This is a genomic window from Mycolicibacterium rutilum (assembly GCF_900108565.1).
Taxonomy (GTDB): Bacteria; Actinomycetota; Actinomycetes; order Mycobacteriales; family Mycobacteriaceae; genus Mycobacterium; species Mycobacterium rutilum.
In genome coordinates, this window is the sequence record NZ_LT629971.1 from 5,325,824 (window position 1) to 5,348,389 (window position 22,566).

General features: G+C 68.3%; 21 protein-coding genes. 11 read left to right on the plus strand and 10 right to left on the minus strand.

Going from position 1 to position 22,566, the window contains the following annotated elements; translation table 11 throughout:
- Positions 1-2: 2 nt before the first annotated feature.
- The 3 genes from BLW81_RS25950 to fabG are packed head-to-tail and all read right to left on the minus strand — an operon-like array spanning position 3 to position 3,144.
- On the minus strand, positions 3-1,196 hold the full coding sequence (locus BLW81_RS25950) for an acyl-CoA dehydrogenase family protein (protein WP_083409687.1): 1,194 nt from the start codon (positions 1,194-1,196) through the stop codon (positions 3-5).
- The gene (locus BLW81_RS25955; protein ID WP_083409688.1) at positions 1,193-2,407 is read right to left on the minus strand and encodes an acetyl-CoA C-acetyltransferase; all 1,215 of its coding nucleotides are present in this window, start codon (positions 2,405-2,407) and stop codon (positions 1,193-1,195) included. Before BLW81_RS25955 ends, BLW81_RS25950 begins: the two co-directional genes overlap by 4 nt.
- Positions 2,407-3,144 carry a 3-oxoacyl-ACP reductase FabG gene (gene fabG, locus BLW81_RS25960; RefSeq protein WP_083409689.1) on the minus strand — a complete coding sequence of 246 codons (738 nt, stop codon included), beginning with the start codon at positions 3,142-3,144 and terminating at the stop codon, positions 2,407-2,409. Before fabG ends, BLW81_RS25955 begins: the two co-directional genes overlap by 1 nt.
- 181 nt (positions 3,145-3,325) lie before the next feature.
- On the opposite strand from fabG, the gene BLW81_RS25965 reads away from it, so the two are divergent.
- Complete coding sequence (locus tag BLW81_RS25965; protein WP_083409690.1) at positions 3,326-4,498, plus strand: acyl-CoA dehydrogenase family protein; 1,173 nt, start codon at positions 3,326-3,328, stop codon at positions 4,496-4,498.
- Entirely contained in the window at positions 4,495-5,316 is an 822-nt protein-coding gene (locus BLW81_RS25970; protein ID WP_083409691.1) for a mycofactocin-coupled SDR family oxidoreductase, read from the plus strand. Before BLW81_RS25965 ends, BLW81_RS25970 begins: the two co-directional genes overlap by 4 nt.
- Positions 5,317-5,398: 82 nt before the next feature.
- On the opposite strand, the gene BLW81_RS25975 is transcribed toward BLW81_RS25970, so the two are convergent.
- Both BLW81_RS25975 and purU read right to left on the minus strand, forming a co-directional pair.
- Entirely contained in the window at positions 5,399-5,854 is a 456-nt protein-coding gene (locus tag BLW81_RS25975) for a MaoC family dehydratase (protein ID WP_083409692.1), read from the minus strand.
- 28 nt (positions 5,855-5,882) lie between these two features.
- Positions 5,883-6,779 (minus strand): formyltetrahydrofolate deformylase, encoded by an 897-nt coding sequence (gene purU, locus BLW81_RS25980; RefSeq protein WP_173839681.1) that lies wholly within the window; start codon positions 6,777-6,779, stop codon positions 5,883-5,885.
- Between the two features lie 604 nt (positions 6,780-7,383).
- On the opposite strand from purU, the gene BLW81_RS25985 reads away from it, so the two are divergent.
- Genes BLW81_RS25985 through BLW81_RS25995 form a run of 3 tightly spaced genes read left to right on the plus strand, consistent with a single transcriptional unit; the run spans position 7,384 to position 12,115 of the window.
- Positions 7,384-8,136 (plus strand): hypothetical protein, encoded by a 753-nt coding sequence (locus BLW81_RS25985; RefSeq protein WP_083409693.1) that lies wholly within the window; start codon positions 7,384-7,386, stop codon positions 8,134-8,136.
- Positions 8,133-10,271 carry an Rv1355c family protein gene (locus tag BLW81_RS25990; protein WP_083409694.1) on the plus strand — a complete coding sequence of 713 codons (2,139 nt, stop codon included), beginning with the start codon at positions 8,133-8,135 and terminating at the stop codon, positions 10,269-10,271. Before BLW81_RS25985 ends, BLW81_RS25990 begins: the two co-directional genes overlap by 4 nt.
- The gene (locus BLW81_RS25995) at positions 10,271-12,115 is read left to right on the plus strand and encodes a bifunctional diguanylate cyclase/phosphodiesterase (RefSeq protein WP_083409695.1); all 1,845 of its coding nucleotides are present in this window, start codon (positions 10,271-10,273) and stop codon (positions 12,113-12,115) included. The genes BLW81_RS25990 and BLW81_RS25995 overlap by 1 nt, the downstream gene beginning before the upstream one ends.
- Here the strand turns inward: BLW81_RS25995 and BLW81_RS26000 are convergent.
- On the minus strand, positions 12,062-12,961 hold the full coding sequence (locus BLW81_RS26000) for a hypothetical protein (protein WP_083409696.1): 900 nt from the start codon (positions 12,959-12,961) through the stop codon (positions 12,062-12,064). The two genes, BLW81_RS25995 and BLW81_RS26000, sit on opposite strands and share 54 nt — an antisense overlap.
- A 503-nt stretch (positions 12,962-13,464) precedes the next feature.
- Here BLW81_RS26000 and BLW81_RS26005 point away from each other — a divergent pair.
- Together BLW81_RS26005 and BLW81_RS26010 are read left to right on the plus strand one after the other, a co-directional pair.
- Positions 13,465-14,130 carry a TetR family transcriptional regulator gene (locus BLW81_RS26005; RefSeq protein WP_083409697.1) on the plus strand — a complete coding sequence of 222 codons (666 nt, stop codon included), beginning with the start codon at positions 13,465-13,467 and terminating at the stop codon, positions 14,128-14,130.
- A 65-nt stretch (positions 14,131-14,195) separates the two neighbouring features.
- Positions 14,196-14,867, plus strand: coding sequence for a ScbR family autoregulator-binding transcription factor (locus BLW81_RS26010; protein WP_083409698.1), 672 nt, complete (start codon positions 14,196-14,198; stop codon positions 14,865-14,867).
- 2 nt (positions 14,868-14,869) lie between these two features.
- Here BLW81_RS26010 and BLW81_RS26015 read toward each other — a convergent pair whose 3' ends face one another.
- Positions 14,870-15,232: a PAS domain S-box protein gene (locus BLW81_RS26015; protein WP_173839750.1), complete on the minus strand. Its 363-nt coding sequence runs from the start codon at positions 15,230-15,232 to the stop codon at positions 14,870-14,872.
- A 253-nt stretch (positions 15,233-15,485) separates the two neighbouring features.
- Between BLW81_RS26015 and BLW81_RS26020 the strand changes: the two genes are divergently transcribed.
- From BLW81_RS26020 to BLW81_RS26035, 4 genes are read left to right on the plus strand one after another with little or no spacing between them, the layout of a single operon-like run.
- Positions 15,486-16,718 (plus strand): acyl-CoA dehydrogenase family protein, encoded by a 1,233-nt coding sequence (locus BLW81_RS26020; protein WP_083409700.1) that lies wholly within the window; start codon positions 15,486-15,488, stop codon positions 16,716-16,718.
- A gap of 15 nt (positions 16,719-16,733) precedes the next feature.
- Positions 16,734-17,852: an acyl-CoA dehydrogenase family protein gene (locus tag BLW81_RS26025; RefSeq protein ID WP_083409701.1), complete on the plus strand. Its 1,119-nt coding sequence runs from the start codon at positions 16,734-16,736 to the stop codon at positions 17,850-17,852.
- Between the two features lie 40 nt (positions 17,853-17,892).
- Complete coding sequence (locus BLW81_RS26030) at positions 17,893-18,858, plus strand: DMT family transporter (protein ID WP_083409702.1); 966 nt, start codon at positions 17,893-17,895, stop codon at positions 18,856-18,858.
- On the plus strand, positions 18,855-19,724 hold the full coding sequence (locus BLW81_RS26035; RefSeq protein ID WP_083409703.1) for a universal stress protein: 870 nt from the start codon (positions 18,855-18,857) through the stop codon (positions 19,722-19,724). Before BLW81_RS26030 ends, BLW81_RS26035 begins: the two co-directional genes overlap by 4 nt.
- Positions 19,725-19,727: 3 nt before the next feature.
- Here BLW81_RS26035 and BLW81_RS26040 read toward each other — a convergent pair whose 3' ends face one another.
- Genes BLW81_RS26040 through BLW81_RS26050 form a run of 3 tightly spaced genes read right to left on the minus strand, consistent with a single transcriptional unit; the run spans position 19,728 to position 22,504 of the window.
- The gene (locus tag BLW81_RS26040) at positions 19,728-20,363 is read right to left on the minus strand and encodes a TetR/AcrR family transcriptional regulator (RefSeq protein WP_083409704.1); all 636 of its coding nucleotides are present in this window, start codon (positions 20,361-20,363) and stop codon (positions 19,728-19,730) included.
- Positions 20,364-20,366: 3 nt separating this feature from the next.
- A complete protein-coding gene (locus tag BLW81_RS26045; protein WP_083409705.1) occupies positions 20,367-21,458 on the minus strand; it encodes an NAD(P)H-dependent amine dehydrogenase family protein in 1,092 nt (363 codons plus the stop codon).
- Positions 21,455-22,504 carry a Rieske 2Fe-2S domain-containing protein gene (locus tag BLW81_RS26050; protein WP_083409706.1) on the minus strand — a complete coding sequence of 350 codons (1,050 nt, stop codon included), beginning with the start codon at positions 22,502-22,504 and terminating at the stop codon, positions 21,455-21,457. The genes BLW81_RS26045 and BLW81_RS26050 overlap by 4 nt, the downstream gene beginning before the upstream one ends.
- Positions 22,505-22,566 lie beyond the last annotated feature (62 nt).

Below are 22,566 nucleotides of genomic sequence, written 5' to 3' on the forward strand. Positions count from 1 at the left end.
GGTCAGACCTGGTAGTCGGCCAGCAGCCGCTTGCTGATGATGTTCTTCTGGATCTCGCTGGTGCCCTCGCCGATCAACAGGAACGGCGCGTCGCGCATCAGGCGCTCGATCTCGTACTCCTTGGAATAGCCGTAGCCGCCGTGGATCCGGAAGCTCTGCTGGGTGACCTCCGAGCAGAACTCGCTGGCCAGATACTTCGCCATGCCCGCGGCGACGTCGTTGCGCTCGCCGGAGTCCTTGAGCCGCGCCGCGTTGACCATCATCAGGTGCGCAGCCTCGACTTTGGTTGCCATCTCGGCCAATTGGAACGCGATGGCCTGATGCTCGGCGATCGGCTTGCCGAACGTCTGCCGCTGCTGGGCGTAGCGCACGGCGAGTTCGAACGCCCGGATGCCGACCCCGCACGCGCGTGCGGACACGTTGACGCGGCCCACCTCGATGCCGTCCATCATCTGGAAGAAGCCCTGCCCCGGCGCCTCGCCGAGGATGTCGCCGGCATAGGCCACGTAGCCGTCGAAGATGAGCTCGGTGGTGTCGATGCCTTTGTAGCCGAGTTTGTCGAGCTTGCCCGGGATCGTCAGGCCGGGGGCGACTTCGCCGTAGCCGACGGGCTTTTCGACCAGGAACGCAGTGAGGTTGCGGTGCGGTTTGTCGGCACCCTCGTCGGTGCGCACAAGCACTGCGACCAGTGTCGAGGTGCCGCCGTTGGTCAGCCACATCTTCTGGCCGTCGATGCGATACCTGCCGTCGTCGCGGCGCGTCGCCCTGGTGCGGATCGCGGCGACATCCGAGCCGAGTTCGGGTTCGCTCATCGAGAAGGCCCCGCGCGTCTCACCCGTCGCCATCCGCGGCAGATAGTGTTGCTTCTGGGCGTCGGTGCCGTGCTGGCGCAACATGTAGGCGACGATGAAGTGGGTGTTGAGCACGCCGGAGATGCTCATCCATCCGCGGGCCAGTTCCTCGACGCACAGCGCGTAGGTCAGCAGTGATTCGCCGAGTCCGCCGTACTCCTCGGGGATCATCAACCCGAACAGGCCCATCTCCTTCATCGCGTCGACGATGGCCTGCGGGTAGGTGTCGGTCTTCTCGAACTCGGGGGCGTTCGGGATGATCTCCTTGTCGACGAACTGGCGCACCGTCGCCAGTATCTCGGTCTGCACGTCGGTCAAGCCGACGGTCTGCGCGAGTTTGGTCATGCGTCAACCCTTTCGAAGATCGCGGCCAGTCCTTGCCCGCCTCCGATGCACATGGTTTCGAGTCCGTAGCGCGCGCCGCGGCGGTTCAGTTCGCGCGCCAGCGTCGCCAACATGCGCCCGCCCGTCGCACCCACGGGATGCCCCAGCGAGATGCCCGAGCCGTGCACGTTGGTGCGGTCGTGGTCGGCGGCGCCGAACTTCCACTCCCGCATCACCGCCAGCGCCTGCGCCGCGAACGCCTCGTTGAGTTCGATCAGGTCGATGTCACCCAGCGTCAGGCCGGCCTTGGCCAGCGCGACCTCGGTGGCCGGTACCGGCCCGATGCCCATGACGTTGGGCGCCACGCCCGCCGACCCCCACGACACCAGGCGCACCAGCGGGGTCAGCCCGAGTTCGGCGGCCTTCTCCGCAGTAGTCACCACACACATCGACGCCGCGTCGTTCTGCCCGCTGGCGTTGCCCGCGGTCACCGTCGCCTCCAAATCATCCTTCAGCAGAACCGGTTTGAGTTTGGCCAGCGACTCGACCGTGGTGTCGGGGCGCGGGTGCTCGTCGGTGTCGATCACCTCCTCGCCCTGGCGCGTCGAGACGGTGACCGGCACGATCTCCTCGGCCAGGACGCCGTCCTTCTGCGCGGCGACGGCCCGCTGGTGGGAGCGCACGGCGAGCTCGTCCTGCTCCTGGCGGGAGATGCCGTACCGGCGGCGCAGGTTCTCGGCGGTCTCGAGCATGCCGCCGGGCACCGGATAGTGCCGCCCGCCCGCGGTGGTCCGCCCGCGGGCGAGCCCGTCGTGCACCTTGACTCCGTTGCGCGCACCGCCCCATCGCATGTCGGTGGAGTAGAACGCCACATTGCTCATGCTCTCGGCCCCGCCGGCGACCACAACGTCGTTGTCTCCGTTGGCAACTTGCAGACAGGCCTGGATGACCGCCTGCAGCCCGGATCCGCAGCGCCGGTCGACCTGCATCCCGGGCACGGTCACCGGCAGCCCGGCGTCGAGGGCGACCACACGGCCGATCGCGGGCGCCTCGCTGCTGGGGTAGCAGTGCCCGAGGATCACGTCCTGCACTGCGGCGGGGTCGATTCCGGTGCGGTCGAGCAGGCCCTTGAGCGCGGTCACGCCGAGGTCGACGGCGGTCAGCGACTTGAACATGCCGCCGTAGCGGCCGATCGGCGTGCGGACGGGTTCACAGATGACGGCGTCGCGCATCAGACATGCCTCCCGCCGGTGACCTCCAGGACCGTCCCGGTCATGTAGGACGACAGGTCGCTGGCCAAGAACAGCGCGACCTTGGCGACCTCCTCGGGTTCACCGGCGCGGCCCATCGGCACCTCGGCCAGCTTCTGATCCCAGATGTGTTGCGGCATGGCCTCGGTCATCGCCGATCGGATCAGCCCGGGCTGGATCGCGTTGACGCGGACACCGAGATGGGCGAGTTCCTTGGCGGCGGCCTTGGTCATCCCGACGATGCCCGCCTTGGCCGCGGAGTAGTTGGTCTGCCCGACCAGGCCGACCTTGCCCGAGATCGAGGACATGTTGACGATCGCGCCGCGCTTGTTCTCCCGCATGATCGGCGCCGCGGCCTTGAGCCCGTTCCAGGTGCCCTTCAGGTGCACGGCGATGACCTGGTCGAACTGCTCCTCGGTCATCTTGCGCAGCGTCGCGTCGCGGGTGATGCCGGCGTTGTTGACCATGATGTCCAGCCCGCCGAAGCGATCGACCGCCGCGGCGACCAGCGCATCGACGTCGGCGGCCGTGGTGACGTCGCTGCGCACCGCGATCGCGACGTCGTCGCCGAGGCGCTCCGCCGCCTCCTGCGTCGCCGCCAGATCCAGATCGCCGAGCACCACGCGCGCGCCCTCGGCGATGAACCGCTCGGCGATCGCATAGCCGAGGCCCTGCGCACCTCCGGTGACGACCGCGGTCTGTCCCGTCAACAACGACACCTGCGCACCCCTTTCGCTGTCGCGGCCCCAGGCCGGGGCCGCATCAGTCGAACATCATATTTCATATATGATCGGCCCCAGCCCAGGGCGCCGAACGGTGATTACCGCGCGACTTTTCGCCGGTTTTTCGAGCGGTAATCACCGTTCGCGCGAAAGAGGAAGACGAGGGAGGCGCCTGCCGATGACGACATCCGAGGTCGGCGACGACGACTTTCAGGAGATCCTGGCCCAGACCCGGCACTTCGTGCGCACCGCCGTGATGCCGCGCGAACAGGAGATCCTGGCCGACGACCGGGTGCCCGACGATCTGCGCGAGCAGGCCAAGAAGATGGGCCTGTTCGGCTACGCGATCCCCCAGGAGTGGGGCGGGCTGGGCCTGAACCTGTCCCAGGACGTCGAGCTCGCGATGGAGCTCGGGTACACGACGCTGGCGCTGCGCTCGATGTTCGGCACCAACAACGGCATCGCGGGCCAGGTGCTGGTGGGCTTCGGCACCGACGAACAGAAGAAGCGCTGGCTCGAACCGATGGCCACCGGCGACGTGGTGGCCTCCTTCGCCCTGACCGAACCCGGCGCCGGGTCCAACCCGTCCGGGTTGCGCACGAAAGCCGTTCGCGACGGGTCGGATTGGGTGATCACCGGCCAGAAGCGGTTCATCACGAACGCGCCGACCGCGGACCTGTTCGTGGTCTTCGCGCGTACCCGGCCCGCCGACGACGACGGCCCCGGCATCGCGGTGTTCCTGGTGCCGGCCGACGCGGCCGGGGTCCAGGTCGGGACCAAGGACGCGAAGATGGGCCAGGAGGGCGCCTGGACCGCCGACGTCAGTTTCGACGACGTCCGGGTCCCCGCCGAGGCGCTGGTCGGCGGCGCCGAGGACATCGGTTACCGGGCGGCGATGATCTCGCTGGCGCGCGGCCGCGTGCACATCGCCGCGCTGGCCGTCGGATCCGCGCAGCGCGCCCTCGACGAGTCGGTCGCCTACGCCGCCACCGCAACCCAAGGCGGCACGCCGATCGGCAACTTCCAGTTGGTCCAGGCGATGATCGCCGACCAGCAGACCGGGGTGTCGGCGGGCCGGGCGCTGGTCCGCGACGCCGCGCGGCAGTGGGTCAGCGGCGAGGACCGTCGCGTCGCCCCCTCGGTGGCCAAGCTGTACTGCACCGAGATGGTCGGCCAGGTCGCCGATCTCGCGGTGCAGATCCACGGCGGCAGCGGTTACATGCGCGAAGTCCCCGTCGAACGCATCTACCGCGAGGTCCGGCTGCTGCGACTCTACGAGGGCACCAGCGAGATTCAGCGGCTGATCATCGGCTCGAATCTGGTCAAGTCGGCGCAGCGGGACCGCGCGTGAGCGGCCGGCTGGCGGGACGCGTCGCGTTCATCACCGGCGCCGCGCGGGGTCAGGGCCGCGCGCACGCCGTCCGGATGGCCGCCGAGGGCGCCGACATCATCGCGATCGACATCGCGGGCAAGCTGCCGTCCTGTGTGCCCTACGAGCACGCGACGCCCGAGGATCTCGCCGAGACCGCCCGGCTGGTCGAGGCCGCCGGCGGCCGGATCGTGACCGCCGAGGTCGACGTCCGCGACGCCGACGGGCTGCGCCGGGTGGTCGACGACGGGGTCGAGCGGTTCGGCCGCCTCGATGTCATCGTCGCCAACGCCGGGATCTCGCCGCCGCAGGTGTGGGACGAGATCACCCCCGAGGACTTCCGCGATGTCATGGATGTCAACGTCACCGGCGTCTTCAACACCGTGACCGCGGGTGCGCAGCGCATCATCGACGGCGGGCGCGGCGGGTCGATCATCCTGATCAGCTCGGCAGCCGGAATCAAGCTGCAGCCGTTCATGATCCACTACACCGCGAGCAAGCATGCGGTCACCGGGATGGCTCGCGCGTTCGCCGCCGAACTCGGCAAGCACTCGATCCGGGTCAACAGCGTGCACCCCGGCCCGGTCAACACGCCGATGGGTTCCGGCGACATGATCTCGGCAATCGGCGCGGCGATGGAGACCAACCCGCAGCTGCAGAACATGATGACGCCGTTCCTGCCGACGTGGGTGCTACAGCCCGAGGACGTCGCCGACGTGGTCTGCTGGCTGGCCACCGACGAGTCGAAACACATGACGGCGACGGCCATTCCGGTCGATCAGGGGTCGACGCAGTACTGAGTTGCTTCGGCCGAGCAGACGCAAAGTGCCCCGAAAACTCCAGAAAAAGGGGCAATTTGCGTCTGCTCGCGCGAAAAGAAATCTAGCGGAGGTAGCGGACGATCGACTCCGCGACCGCGGCCGGCTTCTCCGACCCTTCGATCTCGACGGTGATCGGCATCGTCGACTGGACGGCACCGCCGTCGAGTTGGTCGATCTTTGTCAACTCCGCCGTCGCACGGATCTTCGCGCCCACCTTCACCGGCGTGATGAACCGAACCTTGTTGTAGCCGTAGTTGATCGCCATCGCGACGTTGCCGACGGTGTAGAGCTGATGGGAGAAGTGCGGCAGCAGCGACAGCGTCAACAGACCGTGCGCGATGGTCGCGCCGAAGGGACCGTCCTTGGCCCGCTCGGGGTCGACGTGGATCCACTGGTGGTCCTCGGTGGCGTCGGCGAACAGGTTGACGCGCTCCTGGGTGACCTCCAGCCACTCGGTCGGGCCGAGCCGGCTGCCCTCGGCCGCGATGAACTCGTCGAGGTCGCTGAACTTCTTCACTGCTGCTTCTCCTCCTCGCCGGCGCCGGTCAGAAGACGACGGTCTGGTTGCCGTATCGGATTATCCGGTCCTCACAGTGCCACAGCACCGCCCGGGACAGAACAACGCGTTCCACATCGGAACCGAGGCGGACCAGATCCTCCACGCTGTGCCGGTGGTCGACGCGCACCACGTCCTGCTCGATGATCGGCCCCTCGTCGAGGTCGTCGGTGACGTAATGCGCCGTGGCGCCGACCAATTTGACGCCGCGCTCCTTCGCCCGCCGATAGGGCGCGGCGCCGATGAACGCCGGCAGGAACGAGTGGTGGATGTTGATCAGCGGGCAGCCGACCTCCGCGATGAACCGCGGCGTCAGGATCTGCATGTAGCGCGCCAGCACCACCAGGTCGACGTTGCCGCGCAGCAGGTCCAGTTGCCGGTTCTCGGCCTCCTCGCGGATGTCCTGCGTCGCGGGGATGTGGATGAACGGGACCGAGAACGGCCGCACCTGATCGGCGAGGTCCGGATGGTTCGCGATCACCATCGCCACCGACATGTCGAGTTCGCCGCGACGGTTGCGCCACAGCAGATCCAACAGACAGTGGTCCTCTTTCGACGCCATGATGGCCACGCGCTTCGGTTTGGCCGCCTCGGTCAGGCGGAAATCCATGCCGAACGGCCCGGCCACCCGTTCGGCGAACTCACGCTCGAGGTCGTCGCGGGCGGCGGTCAGCCCGGGCAGGTGAAAGATCGTGCGCTGCATGAAGATGCCGCCGGACTGTTCGGTCGCGTGCTGATCCAGCGACACGATGTTGGCCCCCGCGTCGGCGAGGAACGCGCTCACCGCCGCGACCAGACCCGACCGATCCGCGCAGCGCAGCAGCAATCTGCCGACGTCTTTGACGGGCAACGCCCCCCGGCCCGCACTCGGATACTCTCCCACCACCCGAACAGGGTGTCATCCGACCGGTTACCGCGCAGCGAAATTCGGTATCACACAGGCGCATGCTCGGTACCGCCCGCGCCGGGAAATGTCGTCTTGTCACCTCGAGCGTCGCACTCCCAATTCCGTCGCCGTCGCACGAACGGCCAATTCACGCGGCCTGATTGCGCGGCCCATAAAGGGATCGCTGATATACCGTCGGCACGATTGGCGCCGACCATTCATCGGAACCGTCGGCAGCCTGAACCCCTGCGGTGGGAACCAGCGACGCCTGGCCGACGCTCGGGGCGTGTCGATGCCGAGCAGAATCCCGCGCGCAGTCCCCCATTCAGCCCCGGTGCCCTGATCGCGCCGTCGCCGAGTTCGCCATAACAGGCGTTCGGTTTTCCAGCCTGCGCGAATACTGAATGCTTAATTAGCCAGTCTTATGCTGTCGGCCATTGGCGCAGAACCATTCGCCGAAAGAATCGTTCGTTTGCAGGATAAGATTTGCCGGCAAACTGGTAATAAAACGGTGCACAGCGAGATACTCACACATGGTGTGGGCAAACCCACACCCTTTCAGCGGACCGCACGCCCATCACGTCCGCCTGACGATCGGATGAGTATGACCGTTGCCCCGTGTGAGACCGCCGACCACGCCATGGCCAGTTTGCGGCACAGCCCGAGTTGCTGGGATCCCGAAACCGAATGCGACGTCGTCTTCGCCCATCCGGCGATCGAACGCGAGTTGTGGCGGGACTTCGTCCGCGGCGCCGAACGCAGCTACACCAAACGCGGCGTCGAGAAGGCGCTCGACATGCCCGCCCTGCACTCGGGCGCCGACACGATCCTGTTCGCCGCGTGCGTCGACCGCGCGGGCCGGGTGGTCGGCGGCCTGCGCGCCAAGGGCCCGTACCAGTCCGCCGACGAGGCACACGCGCTGCTCGAGTGGGAGGGCCAACCCGGTTTCGACGCCGTGCGGAAGATGATCTCCGACCGGCTACCATTCGGCGTCGTGGAGATGAAAACCGCATGGGTGACTGATGATCCCGAGCGGAGCCGTCAGCTGACCAGCGCGATCTCACGCACCCCGTTGCACGCGATGGGCATGCTGGACATCCAGTTCATCGTCGCCACCGCCGCGTCCTACGTGCTCAAGCGATGGCTGTCCTCCGGCGGCATCCTCGCAACGAAGATCCCCCCGACGCCGTATCCCGATGAGCGTTACGAGACCCGGCTCGCGTGGTGGGATCGGCTGACGTTCGCCAAACATGCTGATCCCAAACAGCTCTCGCTGTACTTCGCCGAGCAGCAGAGGATGACACCCCGACCCGGCGGTGCTGCACGAGTCGCGGCCGCCACCGGGACGGACCGGTGACAGCAGGCGCCGACCCGTCACCTCCCTGCAGCGCGGTGGTGCTCGCCACCGACGATCCGGCCCTGGCCGCGCTGCGCGCCGACCCGCAGGTCGGCTTCGTCGACACCGCACCCGCGCAGCGGACGGCGTTGCGGCAACTGCGTCCGCCGCCACCCGAAGACGTTGCCGCCGAACAGATCCGATGGGCGTACTACCCGTGGCGACGCACCGCGGTCAGCGTGCTCGGCCCCCGGGGCTTCCGGCGTGCTCGGCTCGACCGCAACCGCAACCTCATCACCGCCGCCGAGCAAGACCGGCTCCGCGGGCTGACGGTCGGGGTCGTCGGCTTGAGCGTCGGCCACACCATCGCCTATACCCTTGCCGCACAGGGGTTGTGCGGCGGCCTGCGGTTGGCCGACTTCGACGAGATGGACCTGACCAACCTCAACCGGGTGCCGGCATCCGTTCTGGACATCGGGATCAACAAGGCTGTCGTGTGCGCGAGGCGGATCGCCGAACTGGACCCGTACCTGCCGGTTTCGGTACAGACATCCGGGATCACCGAGCACAACGTCGACGAGTTCGTCGACGGCCTCGACATCCTGATCGAGGAGTGCGATTCGCTCGACACCAAGGTGCTGGTCCGTGAAGTCGCCCGGCGCCGCGGCGTGCCGGTCCTGATGACCACCAGCGACCGCGGCCTGCTCGACGTCGAACGATTCGACACCGAACCGCACCGCCCGCTGCTACACGGGCTCATCGGCGACGTCGAGGCGGCCCAGCTCCGCGGTCTCAGCAGCGCCGACAAGGTGCCGCACTCGCTGCGTCTGGTCGACGCGAGCCAGGTGTCGAGCCGGATGGCGGCCTCGCTCGTCGAAGTGGGCGAGACGCTGTCGACCTGGCCGCAGGTGACGTCGGAGGTGGCGCTCAACGCGGCGGCAGTCGCGGAGGCCGTACGCCGGATCGGGCTCGGCGAGACGCTGCCCTCCGGGCGGGCGCGCATCGACATCACCGACGTCATCGACCGGCTCGCCGCCCCACCGGTCAACCGAACCCCCGTGCCCGCGGCCGACGAGCAGCCGGAGCCACCCGCCACCGATGTACACGAATTGATCGCCGACGCTGCCGCACGGGCGCCTTCCGGCGGCAACGCTCAGCCGTGGCGCATCGACGTGCGCGACGAACTCGTCAGCATCGAGCTCACCACCGACTACGCGACGACGATGGACGTCGCGTTCCGCGGGAGCGCGGTGGCCGTCGGCGCCGCGGCGTTCAACGCCCGCGTCGCCGCCGCCGCGCACCACCTCACCGGCGCGATCGAATTCACCAGCGGCCGTGGTGATTCCCCGCTGATGGCGACCCTGCGCCTCGCGGACGGCACGGACCCCGACCTCGCGGCCCTCTACGAGCCGATGCTGCGGCGGGAGACCAACCGGCGCCCCAGCCGCCGTGCGCCCGTCCCCGCCGACACGGTGCGCCGGCTTGCCGCCGCAGCCGAAGCCGGAGGTGCGACGCTGCGCGTGCTCAGCGGGCCCGATGAGCTCGCGGCGGCGGCGGCCGTGCTGGCGGCCGCCGACCGGATCCGCTTCCTCACCCCGCGGATGCACGCGGAGATGTTCACCGAACTGCGATGGCCGGGCGAGCCGTCCCCGGACACCGGCATCGACGTCCGCAGCCTCGAGCTGGCGCCCGGCGACCTCGTGATGCTCGACATCCTGCGCCGCCCCGAGGTGATGGCGCACCTGAAGGCATGGGACGGTGGTGCCGCCCTGGGCCAAGACCTGCACAGCAGGGTGTCCAACAGCTCGGGTCTGGCGGTGATCTCGGTCGACGGCAACGAACTGGTCGACTACGCCCGCGCCGGTGCGGCCGCCGAAGCGGTGTGGATTCTGGCCCAACAGTACGGGCTTGCGGTACAACCGGTTTCGCCGCCGTTCCTCTACGCCACCGAGGGGCACGAGCTGCGGCGCGCGTCCGCCGCTTTCGCCGACGACCTCGGCGAGCTGCAATACAATTTCCGCAGGCTGATCGGTGCCGGTCCCACCGAGTCTGAGGCGTTGATCCTGAGATTCACCCACGCACCGCGGGCGTCGGTGCCGAGCCGGCGCCGTGCCCTGACCCGGCGACACCGCGCCGACCGCATTATGGAGAGTTGATGCCCGTCCTGGAGAACCTCGTCACATCCGTCGCCACCCGGCTGATGGGGGTCAACGCGGCCACCGCGGTGGAGGTGAGCCAGGCGGTGCTCGCCGACCTCGTCGAGTACTTCGGCGTCGACGTCAGCTTCCTGCGGCACAACGATCACCGCATCCACGCGTCGGTGCTCATCGCCGAATGGCCGGTCCGCCCCGGCATTCCGGATCCCGATCCGCTGAAGGTCGTGTACTTCGCCGACGCCGATCCGGTGTTCGCGCTGTGCGAGCACCAGAAGGAGCCGATCGTCTTCCGGCCTGAGCCCGCGACCGACGAATACCAGCAGACGATCGCCGAGGGCAGGCAGATCCCGTCGACCTCGATGGCGTGCGTGCCGCTGCTCTCCGGCGAGGTCACCACCGGGGTGCTGGGTTTCGTCAAGTTCGGCGACCGCGACTGGACGGAGGCCGAGCTCAACGCCCTCAAGGCCATCGCGTCGCTGTTCGCGCAGGTGCAGGCCCGGATCGCCGCCGAGGACCAGCTGCGGTACCTGGCCGAACACGACGACCTGACCGGCTTGTGCAACCGGCGCGCGCTGCTGGCCCACCTCGACGGCCGCCTGGCAGACGGCCGGCCCGGTCCGGTCTCGGTGCTGTTCTTCGACCTCGACCGGCTCAAGGCCATCAACGACTACCTCGGCCACACCGCCGGCGACTGGTTCATCCGCGTGCTCGCCGAGCGGCTCCGTGAGACCGCCGACGGCGGCAACCTGCTCGCCCGCCTCGGCGGCGACGAGTTCGTGGTCGTGCCCGCGGACCCGATGGATGCCGAGGAAGCCGAACGGTTCGCGCGGCGCTTGCAGACCCGGCTGCATGAGCGGGTGGCCGTCGACGGCGAGATGCTCACCCGCACCGTCAGCATCGGCGTGGCGGTCGGCGTACCCGGCCGCGACACGACGTCTGACGTCCTGCGGCGCGCCGACCAGGCGGTGCTGACCGCCAAGTCCTCGGGCGGCAACAAGGTCGCGGTCTTCTCCGACGACATGGCGCTGGAGTCGGAGTTCCGCAACGACATCGAGTTGCACCTGGCCGGCGACATCGAGCGCGGCGCCCTGCTGTTGCACTACCAGCCCGAGGTCAACATGCGGACCGGGGAGATCCTCGCGGCCGAGGCGCTGGTCCGCTGGGAACACCCCACCCGGGGTCTGCTGTCGCCGAACGCGTTCATCGGGGTCGCCGAATCCATCAACATCGCAGGCGATCTCGGGCGCTGGGTGATGCGGGCGGCGTGCACCGAGTTCGCCGGCTGGCGTTCGCGCGGGGTCGGCCTGGACGCCGTGCTGCGGATCAACGTCTCACCGGTGCAACTGGTCACCGACGGGTTCGTCGAATCGGTCGCCTGCATCATCGACGAGTTCGGCCTCGACGGCGGATCGGTGTGCCTGGAGATCACCGAGAACGTCGTCGTCCAGGACATCGAGACCACCCGCAAGACGTTGGCGGGCCTCAAACAGGTCGGCGTGCAGGTGGCCATCGACGACTTCGGGACCGGCTACAGCGTGCTGTCCCACCTGAAGTCGTTGCCGGTGGACACCCTCAAGATCGACAAGGGCTTCGTGCGCGACCTCGGCGAGAATCCGGGCGACCTGGCGATCGTGCGCGCCGTCATCGCGCTCGCCGATGCGTTCGGGTTGCAGCTGGTGGCCGAGGGCGTGGAAACGCCGGAGGCCGCGGCGACGCTGCTCGAGCACGGTTGTCACCGCGCGCAGGGTTTCCTGCTGTCGCGGCCGGTTCCCGGGTCCGAGATGGAGGCGCTACTCGCCCAGGGTCGGATACCCCTGGACCTTGGTGCACCGCCACGGCTGTAGGTGGCGGTAGGTCTCGCGCATGTTCGTCGCCAGCCGACGGTTGCGGGACCGGCACGTCGGCGAGACCGATTTCGGCACCGATTCCGACGAGATGAGTTCGAGCCGGCCGAACCTGCTCGCGCGCTGACCGACCACGCAGACGCGCAGCGCGGCGTCCGCAGGCAGGTTGGCGGGCACCGGCCCACCGATCTGGGCTGCGCTGCCGGCGACCGTCACGCCGTGGCGGGCCCGGATCGCGACGAGCCCCTCGGCGGTGTCGAACACCGCGCCGATCGCCACGCCCTCCTCGAACACCACGCGCTGCAGGGTGTGCCCGCCGTGGATCTCGATGTCCTCGTGGGCCGCGCGGGCGGCGAGCCAGTCACGTACGGCGGCACCGACGTCGGCGGTGCCGGGGGTCAGCGCGCCGAGTTCGGAGACCTCGAGGATCTCGCCGTCAGCGCCGCGCATCGTCGAGGTCTGCCAATCGGGCAGTCGCGTCGACAGAAAACCGTAGGGTGTCGCCACGCAGCGGGCCGCCCAGTCCCGGAGCTTCGAGCCGACGAACGGCGCGACGGTCCGGCCCGTCTCCGCCTGCACCGGCGGCGGTGGCGCCACCCGGATCGGCACGTCCAGGTCGTAGCTCGAGCGGCGCAGCGGCCCGAGGTCGGAGACCAGTTCGGTGAAGAACTCGCGGGTCTCGGCGTCCGCGATCCCGACATCGAGCCACTCCCGGCCGGCCGTGTGATCAGCGCCGGAGTCGGCGACGAATACGTCGGCACCGACCTCGCTGACCGCGAGCGCATGGGCCAGACCGGCCGCTCCTGCGCCGGTACAGACCACGTCGACTTCGTCGTTCCACGTCACCGTTAATTACTCCAGTATTGCTGTGATGCAAGCTCGGCCGAACCAAACCGCCTCGATTTACGGTTATTTGCCGATTGTAAAGACACTATTTGATTCCGTCCGGTGCGTTGCCATAGTCCGCGGAGGGATTCGAGGGGGTTTGCCAGCGCGGACCATGGCAACAAGCTGAAAATACCACTGGGATTTGCTTGCCGAGCCCGAACACGCTGATGCCGACGACGACGCGCCACCGGTGCCCCACCGAGGCACGCTGGACTCGAAGTCATCACATTAGGCACCTTACATACTTTTTGGCTGTTTCAACCGCATGGACATGACTTAAAGTCTGTGAATATTCCGCGTAATTCTCAGGTGCCACAGCAGACACAGAAGGAGGCGCGCCCGATTGCTGCACCCACCCGACAGGCGGACTCACTGCCGCCCATTCGACGTTGCAGGTGAAAGAATCGCGAGGCTGGTCAAATGACCGCACGCAATTCCGGACGAACGGCGCCACTCCCCCAGTGACCGAACAAGTCGATCGGCGATCGGATGCCACGCGGCTGCAGATCCTGCGGGCCGCCTCGCACCTGTTCGCCCGCAGCCCGTACAGCCGGGTAAGCCTCGACGACATCCTCGCCGACGCCGCGGTCACCAAGGGCGCGATGTACTTTCACTTCCGGTCCAAGCACGCGCTCGCCCTTGCGATCGTCGAGCAGCGCGTCTATGAGGCCACGACCTCGGTGCAGGAGGTCCTCGACCGCAAGATGTCGGGGTTGGAGACCCTCGTCGATCTGACCTATCTGATCGCGACCGACGACATCGGCAACGAGACCGCCCGCGCGGGTCTGAACCTGCTCGAGTCGATCGGTAGGACCGACGGGCTGCAGTCCGATGTCCTCGGCCAGTGGGTGCACGCGTACACCCGGGTGATCGACCGGGCCGTCGGTGAGGGCGACGTCGGCAACGGCACCGACCCGCAGGCGCTCGGCCGGGTCCTGGTGTCCATGTACATGGGTCTGCGCCAGGCCAGCGACCTCGACGACCCTCGACGCTTCCTCGGCGACCTGCAGGCCGCGTGGACGCTGCTGTTGCCCGGACTGACGACCGCCGACCGTATCCCGTACCTGACGGAGTTCATCAAGCGCCGCACCGCGGTCGCCGCGCGCACTGTGACCCCGCTGGAATGAATTATGATCCCGGTCCAGGCCATCACCGCCCGGTACGGCCGACCGACCGCGGAGGTAGACCGGCGATGGTGCGCCAGGCACGGTCAGAGGCGACACGCAAGCGGATCATCATCTCGGCCGTTCAGCTGTTCACCGAGATCGGCTACGCCGCAGCCAGTTTGGGCGACATCATCGAGCGGGCCGAGATGACCAAGGGTGCGCTCTACTACCATTTCGACTCCAAAGAGGCGCTGGCCACCGCGATCATCGAAGAGGGCAGCGAGATGATGTTCGGGGTCTTCAACCGGATCCGCGACTCGTCGGCGCCTGCGATGGAACGCATCATCCACGGCTGCTTCCTGGTGGGCGATCTGCTCCGCACCGACATGGTCGCCCGCAGCGGCACCCATTTGTTGCGCGCCTTCGGCGAATACAACGACTCCGCGGGCCGGATCTACGACCGCTGGATCGACGAGATGTCGGCCCGCGTGCTCGAGGCGATGCAGGAGGGCGACCTCCGGCCGGGACTCGATCACCGGGCGGTCGGCGAAACGATCGTCAGCGCGATGCTGGGCGCCGAACTGCTCTCGAACTCGACCTCGTCGGGTGCCGATGTGCTGGCCCGGCTGGCGCGGATCTGGGAGGTGCTGCTGCCTGCCGTCGTCACCGACGACGCGCTGGGCTACTTCCGGCAGTTCCTGGCGCGCGAGTCCATGCGGCACACGACCGAGGCCACCGACGGTGACGCGGCCGGATAGGCCTAGAGTTCCTCGACCCAGAGTTGCTCGGTCAGGTCCTGGAAGGTCGCCAGCGCGACCGGGTCATCGCCGCGGCGCAGCGCCGACTTGCTCATCCGGGCGCGCACGATCGACCCGTCGGCATGGGTGAGTTCAACGATGAGGTTCGCGTGCGCGCGCATGGCCGAGACCGCCGACTCGTCGGCGGGCATGGTGTGAAAGATCTCGCGGAACTTCAGCGCCCCGACCGCTTCGGCGGGATAGCCGAGCATGTCGGCAAAGGCGGAGTTCGCGAACACGATGGCCCCGTCTTCCGCGATCGCCAGCACCGGGACCGGCAGCCGGTCGAGCACGACCAGCGCGGGCAGTTCGTTGAGAACCGCCATCGGGGATGCCGGCATCTGGCCGTCTCGTCGCCGCTCCATCCAAGTAATTATGCCGCCGCGTCAATGTGCTGCGGACACCAATTTCGCACCGGGTCGGCCCGGAGTGGCTTTGCCCGCCGGCGCGGGGCGGAATTCCGGCGCGACGCGCGGAGCGGCGGACACGCCAGAACCGCCATTCACTTATCGCACCCCGACTCGGCCCACGTAATTAACTAGGTTTACCGTGTGCTCAGCCTGAAGACAGGGGACGACGATGGATCTGAAGTGGTCGGCCGCCGACGCCGAGTTCCGCGATGAGGTACGCAGCTTCCTCGACGAGAAGCTGACCCCCGAGTTGCGCCGCGCGGGTCGCCTGATGACCAGCGTGTACGCCGATCACGAGGCGAGCATGCAGTGGCAGCAGATCCTGCACGAGCGCGGGTGGGCCGCGCCGGCCTGGCCGGTCGAGTACGGCGGCTGCGACTGGAGCCTGACCCAGCACTACATCTTCAGCCGCGAGTCGACGCTGGCCGGTGCGTCGTCGCTGTCGCCGATGGGCATCCGGATGGTGGCCCATGCGCTGATCAAATTCGGCACCGACGCCCAGAAGGACTACTTCCTGCCCGGAATCCTGACCGGCGAGGTGTTCTTCTGCCAGGGCTACTCCGAACCCGAAGCGGGTTCGGATCTGGCGGCGCTGTCGATGGCGGCCGTGGACGACGGCGACGACCTGGTGTGTACCGGCAGCAAGATCTGGACGACGCATGCCCGCGAGGCAAATTGGATGTTCGCGCTGGTGCGCACCTCGCGGACGCAGAAGAAACAGCAGGGCATCACGTTCGTCCTGATCGACATGTCCTCACCCGGTATCGAGATCCGGCCGCTGGTGATGACGTCGGGCGAAGAGGTGCAGAACCAGGTCTTCTTCGACGAGGTCCGCGTGCCCAAGAAGAACGTCCTCGGACAGATCGACGACGGCTGGACCGTCGCGAAATACCTGCTCGAGTTCGAGCGCGGTGGCGGTGCCTCGTCACCGGCGCTCCAGGTCATGGCCGACGAGATCGCCGCGGTCGCAGCCGAACAGCCCGCGCCCGCCGGCGGCCGGCTCCTCGACGACCCCGCGTTCTCCCGCAAGCTCGCCGATGCGCGGATCCGCACCGAAGTCCTCGAAATCCTCGAGTACCGCGTGCTCGCCGCGGTCGCCGAGGGCAGGAATCCGGGCGCCGCGTCCTCGATGCTCAAGGTGCTGTCCACCGAATTGAGCCAGGCGATCACCGAACTGGCGATGGAGGCGGCCGGTCCCCGCGGCCGGGTCTACCAGCCGCACGCGACGTGCCCCGGCGGGCCGATCTCGGAGTTCGAGCCGCCGGCGGACGGCTACCTCAGCGGCGAACCATGGCAGGCGGTGGCTCCGCTGCGGTACTTCAACGACCGGGCCGGCTCGATCTACGCCGGCAGCAACGAGATTCAGCGCAACATCCTGGCCAAAGCGGCTCTCGGACTCTGAACAGGCGGCGTGGAGATGGACTTCAACCTCAGCAAGGAACAGGAACTGCTGCGCGACGGCCTGACCAAGTTCCTGGCCACTCGGTACGACTTGGAGAAGAGCCGGTCCGCGGCGAAGTCGGGAGCCGGGTGGCACCCCGACATCTGGGCGGGCTTCGCCAACGAACTCGGCATCCTCGGCGCGGCCCTGCCCGAGGAGGTCGGCGGCATCGGCGGGGGGCCGGTCGAGGTGATGGTCATCGCCGAGGCGCTCGGCCACGCGCTCGTGGTCGAGCCGTACGTGGACACGGTCGTGGTCGCCGGCGGGTTGCTGCACCGCGCAGGCGGTGAGGTGGCGTCGGGACTACTCGAGCGCATCGTCGACGGCACCGCCATCGTCGCGCTGGCCGCCACCGAGGAAGCCTCCGGACACGACTGGGCGCAGGTCGCCACCACCGCCGACCGCGACGGCGACGGCTGGGTGTTGCGCGGCGCCAAGATCGTCGCGGCGAGCGCGCCGCTGGCCACCCATCTGCTGGTCACCGCCCGCACGAACAACGGGATCTCGTTGTTCGTCGTCGGCGCCCACGCGACGGGCCTGCAGGCGCACCACTACCGCACGGTCGACGACCGGCGCGCGTCCGACCTGATCCTCGACGGTGTGCGGGTGCCTGCCGACGCGCTGCTCGGCGAGGAGGGCGGCGCCTGGCCGTCGCTGGCGCAGGCACGCGACGAGGGGGCGGCGGCGGTGTGCTCCGAGGCCGTCGGATGCATGCGAAAGGTGGTGGCCGACACCGTCGAATACGCCAAACAACGGCATCAGTTCGGTCAGCCGATCGGCAGTTTCCAGGCGCTGCAGCACCGCATGGTGGACATGTACATGGAGCTCGAACAAGCGGTGTCGGCGGCATACCTGGCGGTGCTCAACCTCGACGCCGAACCCGACGTGCGCGCCCGCGCGGTCTCGGCGGCCAAGGCGACGATCGGCCGCGCCGCCCGCTTCATCGGCCAGGAGTCGGTGCAACTGCACGGCGGAATGGGGATGACCGAGGAACTCGCGATCGGGCACTACTTCAAGCGGCTGACCGCACTGCAGTACGAGTTCGGCCCCACCGACTACCACGTCGCGCGCTACGCGGAGCTCAGCCGGGCCTGACAATCGGCGGGCTGTCGGCGGCCGCCCGTAGGGTGTCGGCGTGGGCTCGCGAGGGTGGACGCTGTTCGTCGCGATGAGCGTCATCTGGGGTATCCCCTACCTGCTGATCAAGATCGCCGTCGAGGGTGTGTCCGTCCCGGTGCTGGTGTTCATCCGGGTCGCGCTCGGCGCTGCGGTGCTGCTGCCGCTGGCGTTGTCGCGGCGCACCGTCGCGATGGTGCGGTCGCACTGGCCCGCGCTGCTGGCCTTCTCGTTCTTCGAGATCATCGCGGCGTGGTGGCTGCTGTCGGACGCCGAGCGGCACCTGACCAGTTCGATGACCGGTCTGCTGATCGCCGCCTCACCGATCATCGCGGCAGTGCTCGACCGTTGCACCGGCGGAGAACGGCTGGGCCCCAAGCGAATTGCCGGTCTGGCCGTGGGGATCGGCGGCGTCGCGGTGCTCGCCGGTCCGCACATCGGCGGCACCACATGGCCGATCGTCGAGGTGTTGCTGGTCGCGACGTGCTACGCGATCGCGCCGCTGATCGCCGCGCGCCGACTGGCCGACGTGCCGACGCTGCCGATGACCGCGGTCTGCCTGACGTTCGCCGCGCTGGTGTACGCGGCCCCGGCGGTCGCGACCTGGCCGCGTCAGATGCCGGAGACCCGTGTGCTGGTGGCGCTCGCCGTCCTCGGGGTGGTGTGCACCGCGGCGGCGTTCCTGTTGTTCTTCGCGCTCATCCGCGAGGTCGGCGCCCCGCGCGCGCTGGTGTTCACCTACATCAATCCGGCCGTGGCGCTGCTCGCGGGAGTGGTCGTGCTGGCCGAACCGCTGACGGTCGGCAACGTCGCGGCACTGGCCCTCATCCTCGCGGGCAGCGTGCTGGCGACGCGGCGCCCGACGAGCGGTCCGCCGGACGGGGACCACCGGCATCGCGGGCCGGGACCAAAGTCCCTGCCGCGGAAGCGCCGCCCGGCCTACCGTCGAGGTGTAGTTCCCGGTTCACGAAGGAGTGCGCCATGACCACCCATCCGAACGGAATCCTCGTCGGTGTCGACGGTTCGACGGACTCCGAGGCCGCGATCCGCTGGGCCACCCGCCAGGCGATCCTGCACGAGCAGCCGGTCGTGCTGCTGCACGCGATCCCTCCGGTGGTGGTGACCTGGCCGGTGGCCTACCTGGAGGCCAGCTATCTCGACTCGCAGGAAGCCGCCGCCGCCGAAGTGCTCGCCAACGCGCAGAAGCTCGTGCAGTCGGCGTCCGGCGACGCGGCGCCGCCGACGGTCAAGACCGAGGTGGTGCACGCGGGAGCGCCGTCGGCGATGGTCGGCGCTTCGCGCGGGGCATACATGACCGTCTGCGGCACCCGAGGTCTCGGTGCGATCGGCCGCGCCCTGCTCGGCTCGACGAGCGGCGGGCTGCTGCACCACGGGCACGGGCCGATCGCGGTCGTGCACGCCGACGACACCGTTGACGACACCGCCCCCGTGCTCGTGGGCGTCGACGGCTCGCCCGCGTCCGAGGACGCCACGGCACTGGCTTTCGACGAAGCCTCCCGCCGCGGCGTCGATCTCGTTGCGCTGCATGCCTGGAGCGACGTGGTCTACCCGGCGCTCGGGATGGACTGGCAGGGCTACGAGGAGGAAGGCCGGGAGGTGTTGGCACAACGGCTGGCCGGCTGGCAGGAGCGCTACCCCGACGTCCGCGTGCAGCGGCGCGTGGTCTGCGATCAGCCGGCCCGCTGGCTCGTCGACCTCTCCGATCAGGCCCAGCTCGTCGTGCTCGGCAGCCACGGCCGGGGCGGGTTCGCCGGGCTGGTGCTCGGCTCTGTCGCCTCCCGCGTGGCCCAGTCGGCCAAGGCGCCGACGATCGTGGCCCGGCCCCGCTGACGGTCAGCGCCCGTCGAGTTGCACCTCGACGTAGGTACTGACGACGTCGATCAGCGCGCGCAGTTCCCGGCTGACGTCGATCGGCTGCTCCACGGCCATCCCGGCGACCATCGCACCCATCAACGTCGTCCAGATGAGGTTGCCGACCGCGTCGGCGTGGGTGGCGTCCAGGCCTTCGGCGACGTAGCGGCCCAGCCGGGTCAGCAGCGAGAACAGATCGGCGAGGTGCCGCTGGTCGACGTCGGCGCGCCCGGTCCGCGTCGCGATCAGAATCTCCAACGCCGCAACCGAAGTCGGGCTGAGAAACGCGTCGGCGACGGCGTTGATGACCGCCGCCGTGCGCGCGCGTCCGGTCAGATCGGTGATCCGGGCCTGCAGGTCACCCAGGCACGCGACCAGATGGTTGAAGCCGTCGTCGACGACGGCCATCAGCAACCCGTCCCGGTCGCCGAAGTGGTACTGGACCACTCCCCATGTGACACCTGCGCGTTCGGTGATGTGCTTGGCGCTGGCCGCAGCGAACCCCTCCTCCAGCACGCAGCGCACCGTCTCGTCGATGACCGACGCGCGGGTGCGGTCCGCCCGGACCTGTTTGCCGTTGGCCGGGCGGCGCGGAGCGACGTTGGTCGACTGGGCCATCGGCTACCGCTTGAAGCGGCCCGCGAACCCGCGCAGCGGCAGGTCCGCACTGGTGATCAGCCCGGGCGGCGCGGCGACCACCGACCGGATCGCGTGCAGCGCAGGCATTCCCGTGACCGTCATGCCGATCGACGCGAACGCCTCGGGGTTGGACAGGTCGACGCCCGGCTTGGGGAAGATCATGTGCTTGTTGTAGATACACGGGTCACCCTTGATCTGGGTGATGTAGCAGCCCTTGATGTCCCAGCTGGGGTCGGTGTGCGGGGTCATCTGCCACTCCAGATGCGTCTCGACCCGCGGGACTCCGTCGACCATGCCCTGGTACTTGATGTAGTTCCCGCCGAGCGACCCCTTCGGCAGCTGATACCAGCCGAGGTCGACATCCTTTGTGCAGGCGCCCAATTCGTAGCTGAACTTGACCTCGTCGAGTTGCAGGTCGAAGCAGTCGGCCATCATCAGCACACTGTCGGCGAACACCCGGGTGTACTTCTCCAGCTTGCCGGGGATCTCGGGGTCGTCGACCGGCTGGCCGTAGCCGACCTCGATCCAGGTGTCCCTCGAGTGGTGGCACGACACGTCGACCGACTCGATGGTGGTGACGTTCTCGATCTCGGCGACGTCGGCCGAGCACACCACACCCAGGATCTGGTTCACGCCCGGGTTCATGCCGGTGCCGTAGAACGTCGATCCGCCTCTGCGGCAGGCGTCCTCGAGGAGCTGGGACACGGGCTTGCCCGACGGGTGCGGATGGTTGGTGTCGCGGTGCCAGCCGGTGATCCAGTCGGCAGTCGTGACGATGTTGATGCCGGCCTCGAGCACCCGGACGTAGAGATCCTCGTCGGGGAACACGCCGTGGAACGTCAGCACGTCGGGTTCGGCGGCAATGATCTCCTCGACCGTGCCGGTGGCGGTCACGCCGACCGGGCCGATCCCGACGATCTCGCCGGCGTCGCGGCCCACCTTCTCGGGGGTGTAGCAGTGCAGGCCGACCAGTTGCAGGTCCGGATGTTGGCCGATCCGCTTGATCATCTCGGTGCCGAGGTTGCCGGTCGCGACCTGAAAGACGCGGATCGGTTGGGCGGGCGTTGCGGTCATTCGGGACGGCCTTTCTCGGATGTGCCTGCCGGAGCGGCTGATTGGAGGTCCGCGGCGCTGCCGCCGCGGCCGTCGGGATAGAACTGGGTGGCCCACTTGCGCAGCGCGGTGAACCCTTCGTACTCGGCGGTGGCCAGCGCGGGCGGATCGGAGTAACGCTGATGCGCCCAGATGTGCACGTCCTGGGCGAACTGGCGGATGACCTCGGCGCCGAACTGCTCGGCCTTGGCTTCGGCGCGCTCATCGTCGCGGCCGGGTGTACGGCCGATGTAGACCATGAAGCGGACGTCGGACGTGCGCTCGTCGACCGGGGTGATCGCCGAGATCGTCCGGTTGTCGACCATGCCCCAACTCTTGGTGACCGCGATCCCCAGTCCACCGTTGATTGCTTCGACCCCGCTCTTGACGTCGTCGATCGACTGGTGCTCGTCACCCTCGAACGTGATCGTGAAGTCGACATAGGACCACGGTTCGGCGAAGTCGTGCCGGGTGAACACCGGGACGATCGGCGTCTTGTGCACGAACTTGAAGTGCGCGAAGTCGACGCCGTTCTCCAGCACGTACTGCGGATGCATCTCCAGACCCTCGCGGTAGAGGGTCATCGGCGGGTAGTAATCGGCGGCGGTGCGGTCGTCGCCGAAGCTGGCAAAGATGTCGGGCGCATCGAAATACGGTGCGCGGCCGTCGATGTCGTGCCAGATGTAGATCGAGTCGTTCCGCTCGGCGACCGGATAGCTGCGGATCCGCCTGCCGCGGTTCGGCCGGTCCTGGTACGGGATGCAGACGTTGCGGCCCTCAGAGTTCCACTGCCAGCCGTGGAACGGGCACAAGATGACCTCGCCCTCGACGTGGCCGCCGTACCCGAGATGGGCACCGAGGTGCTCGCAGTAGGCATCCATCACCACGGCCTCACCCGAGGCGGTGCGCCAGCAGATCATCTCGCGGTCGAAGTACGTCATCCGCCGGATCTCGCCGGGTTTGACCTCCGCCGACCAGGCCACCTGGAACCATCCGGTCGGCTTCATGGACAAGGGCGGTTTGGCCATTGCCGTCCTCTCGGGCTGCACCGTTGCTGCGGAACAAATCATAGAGCACTCAATGTAAATCT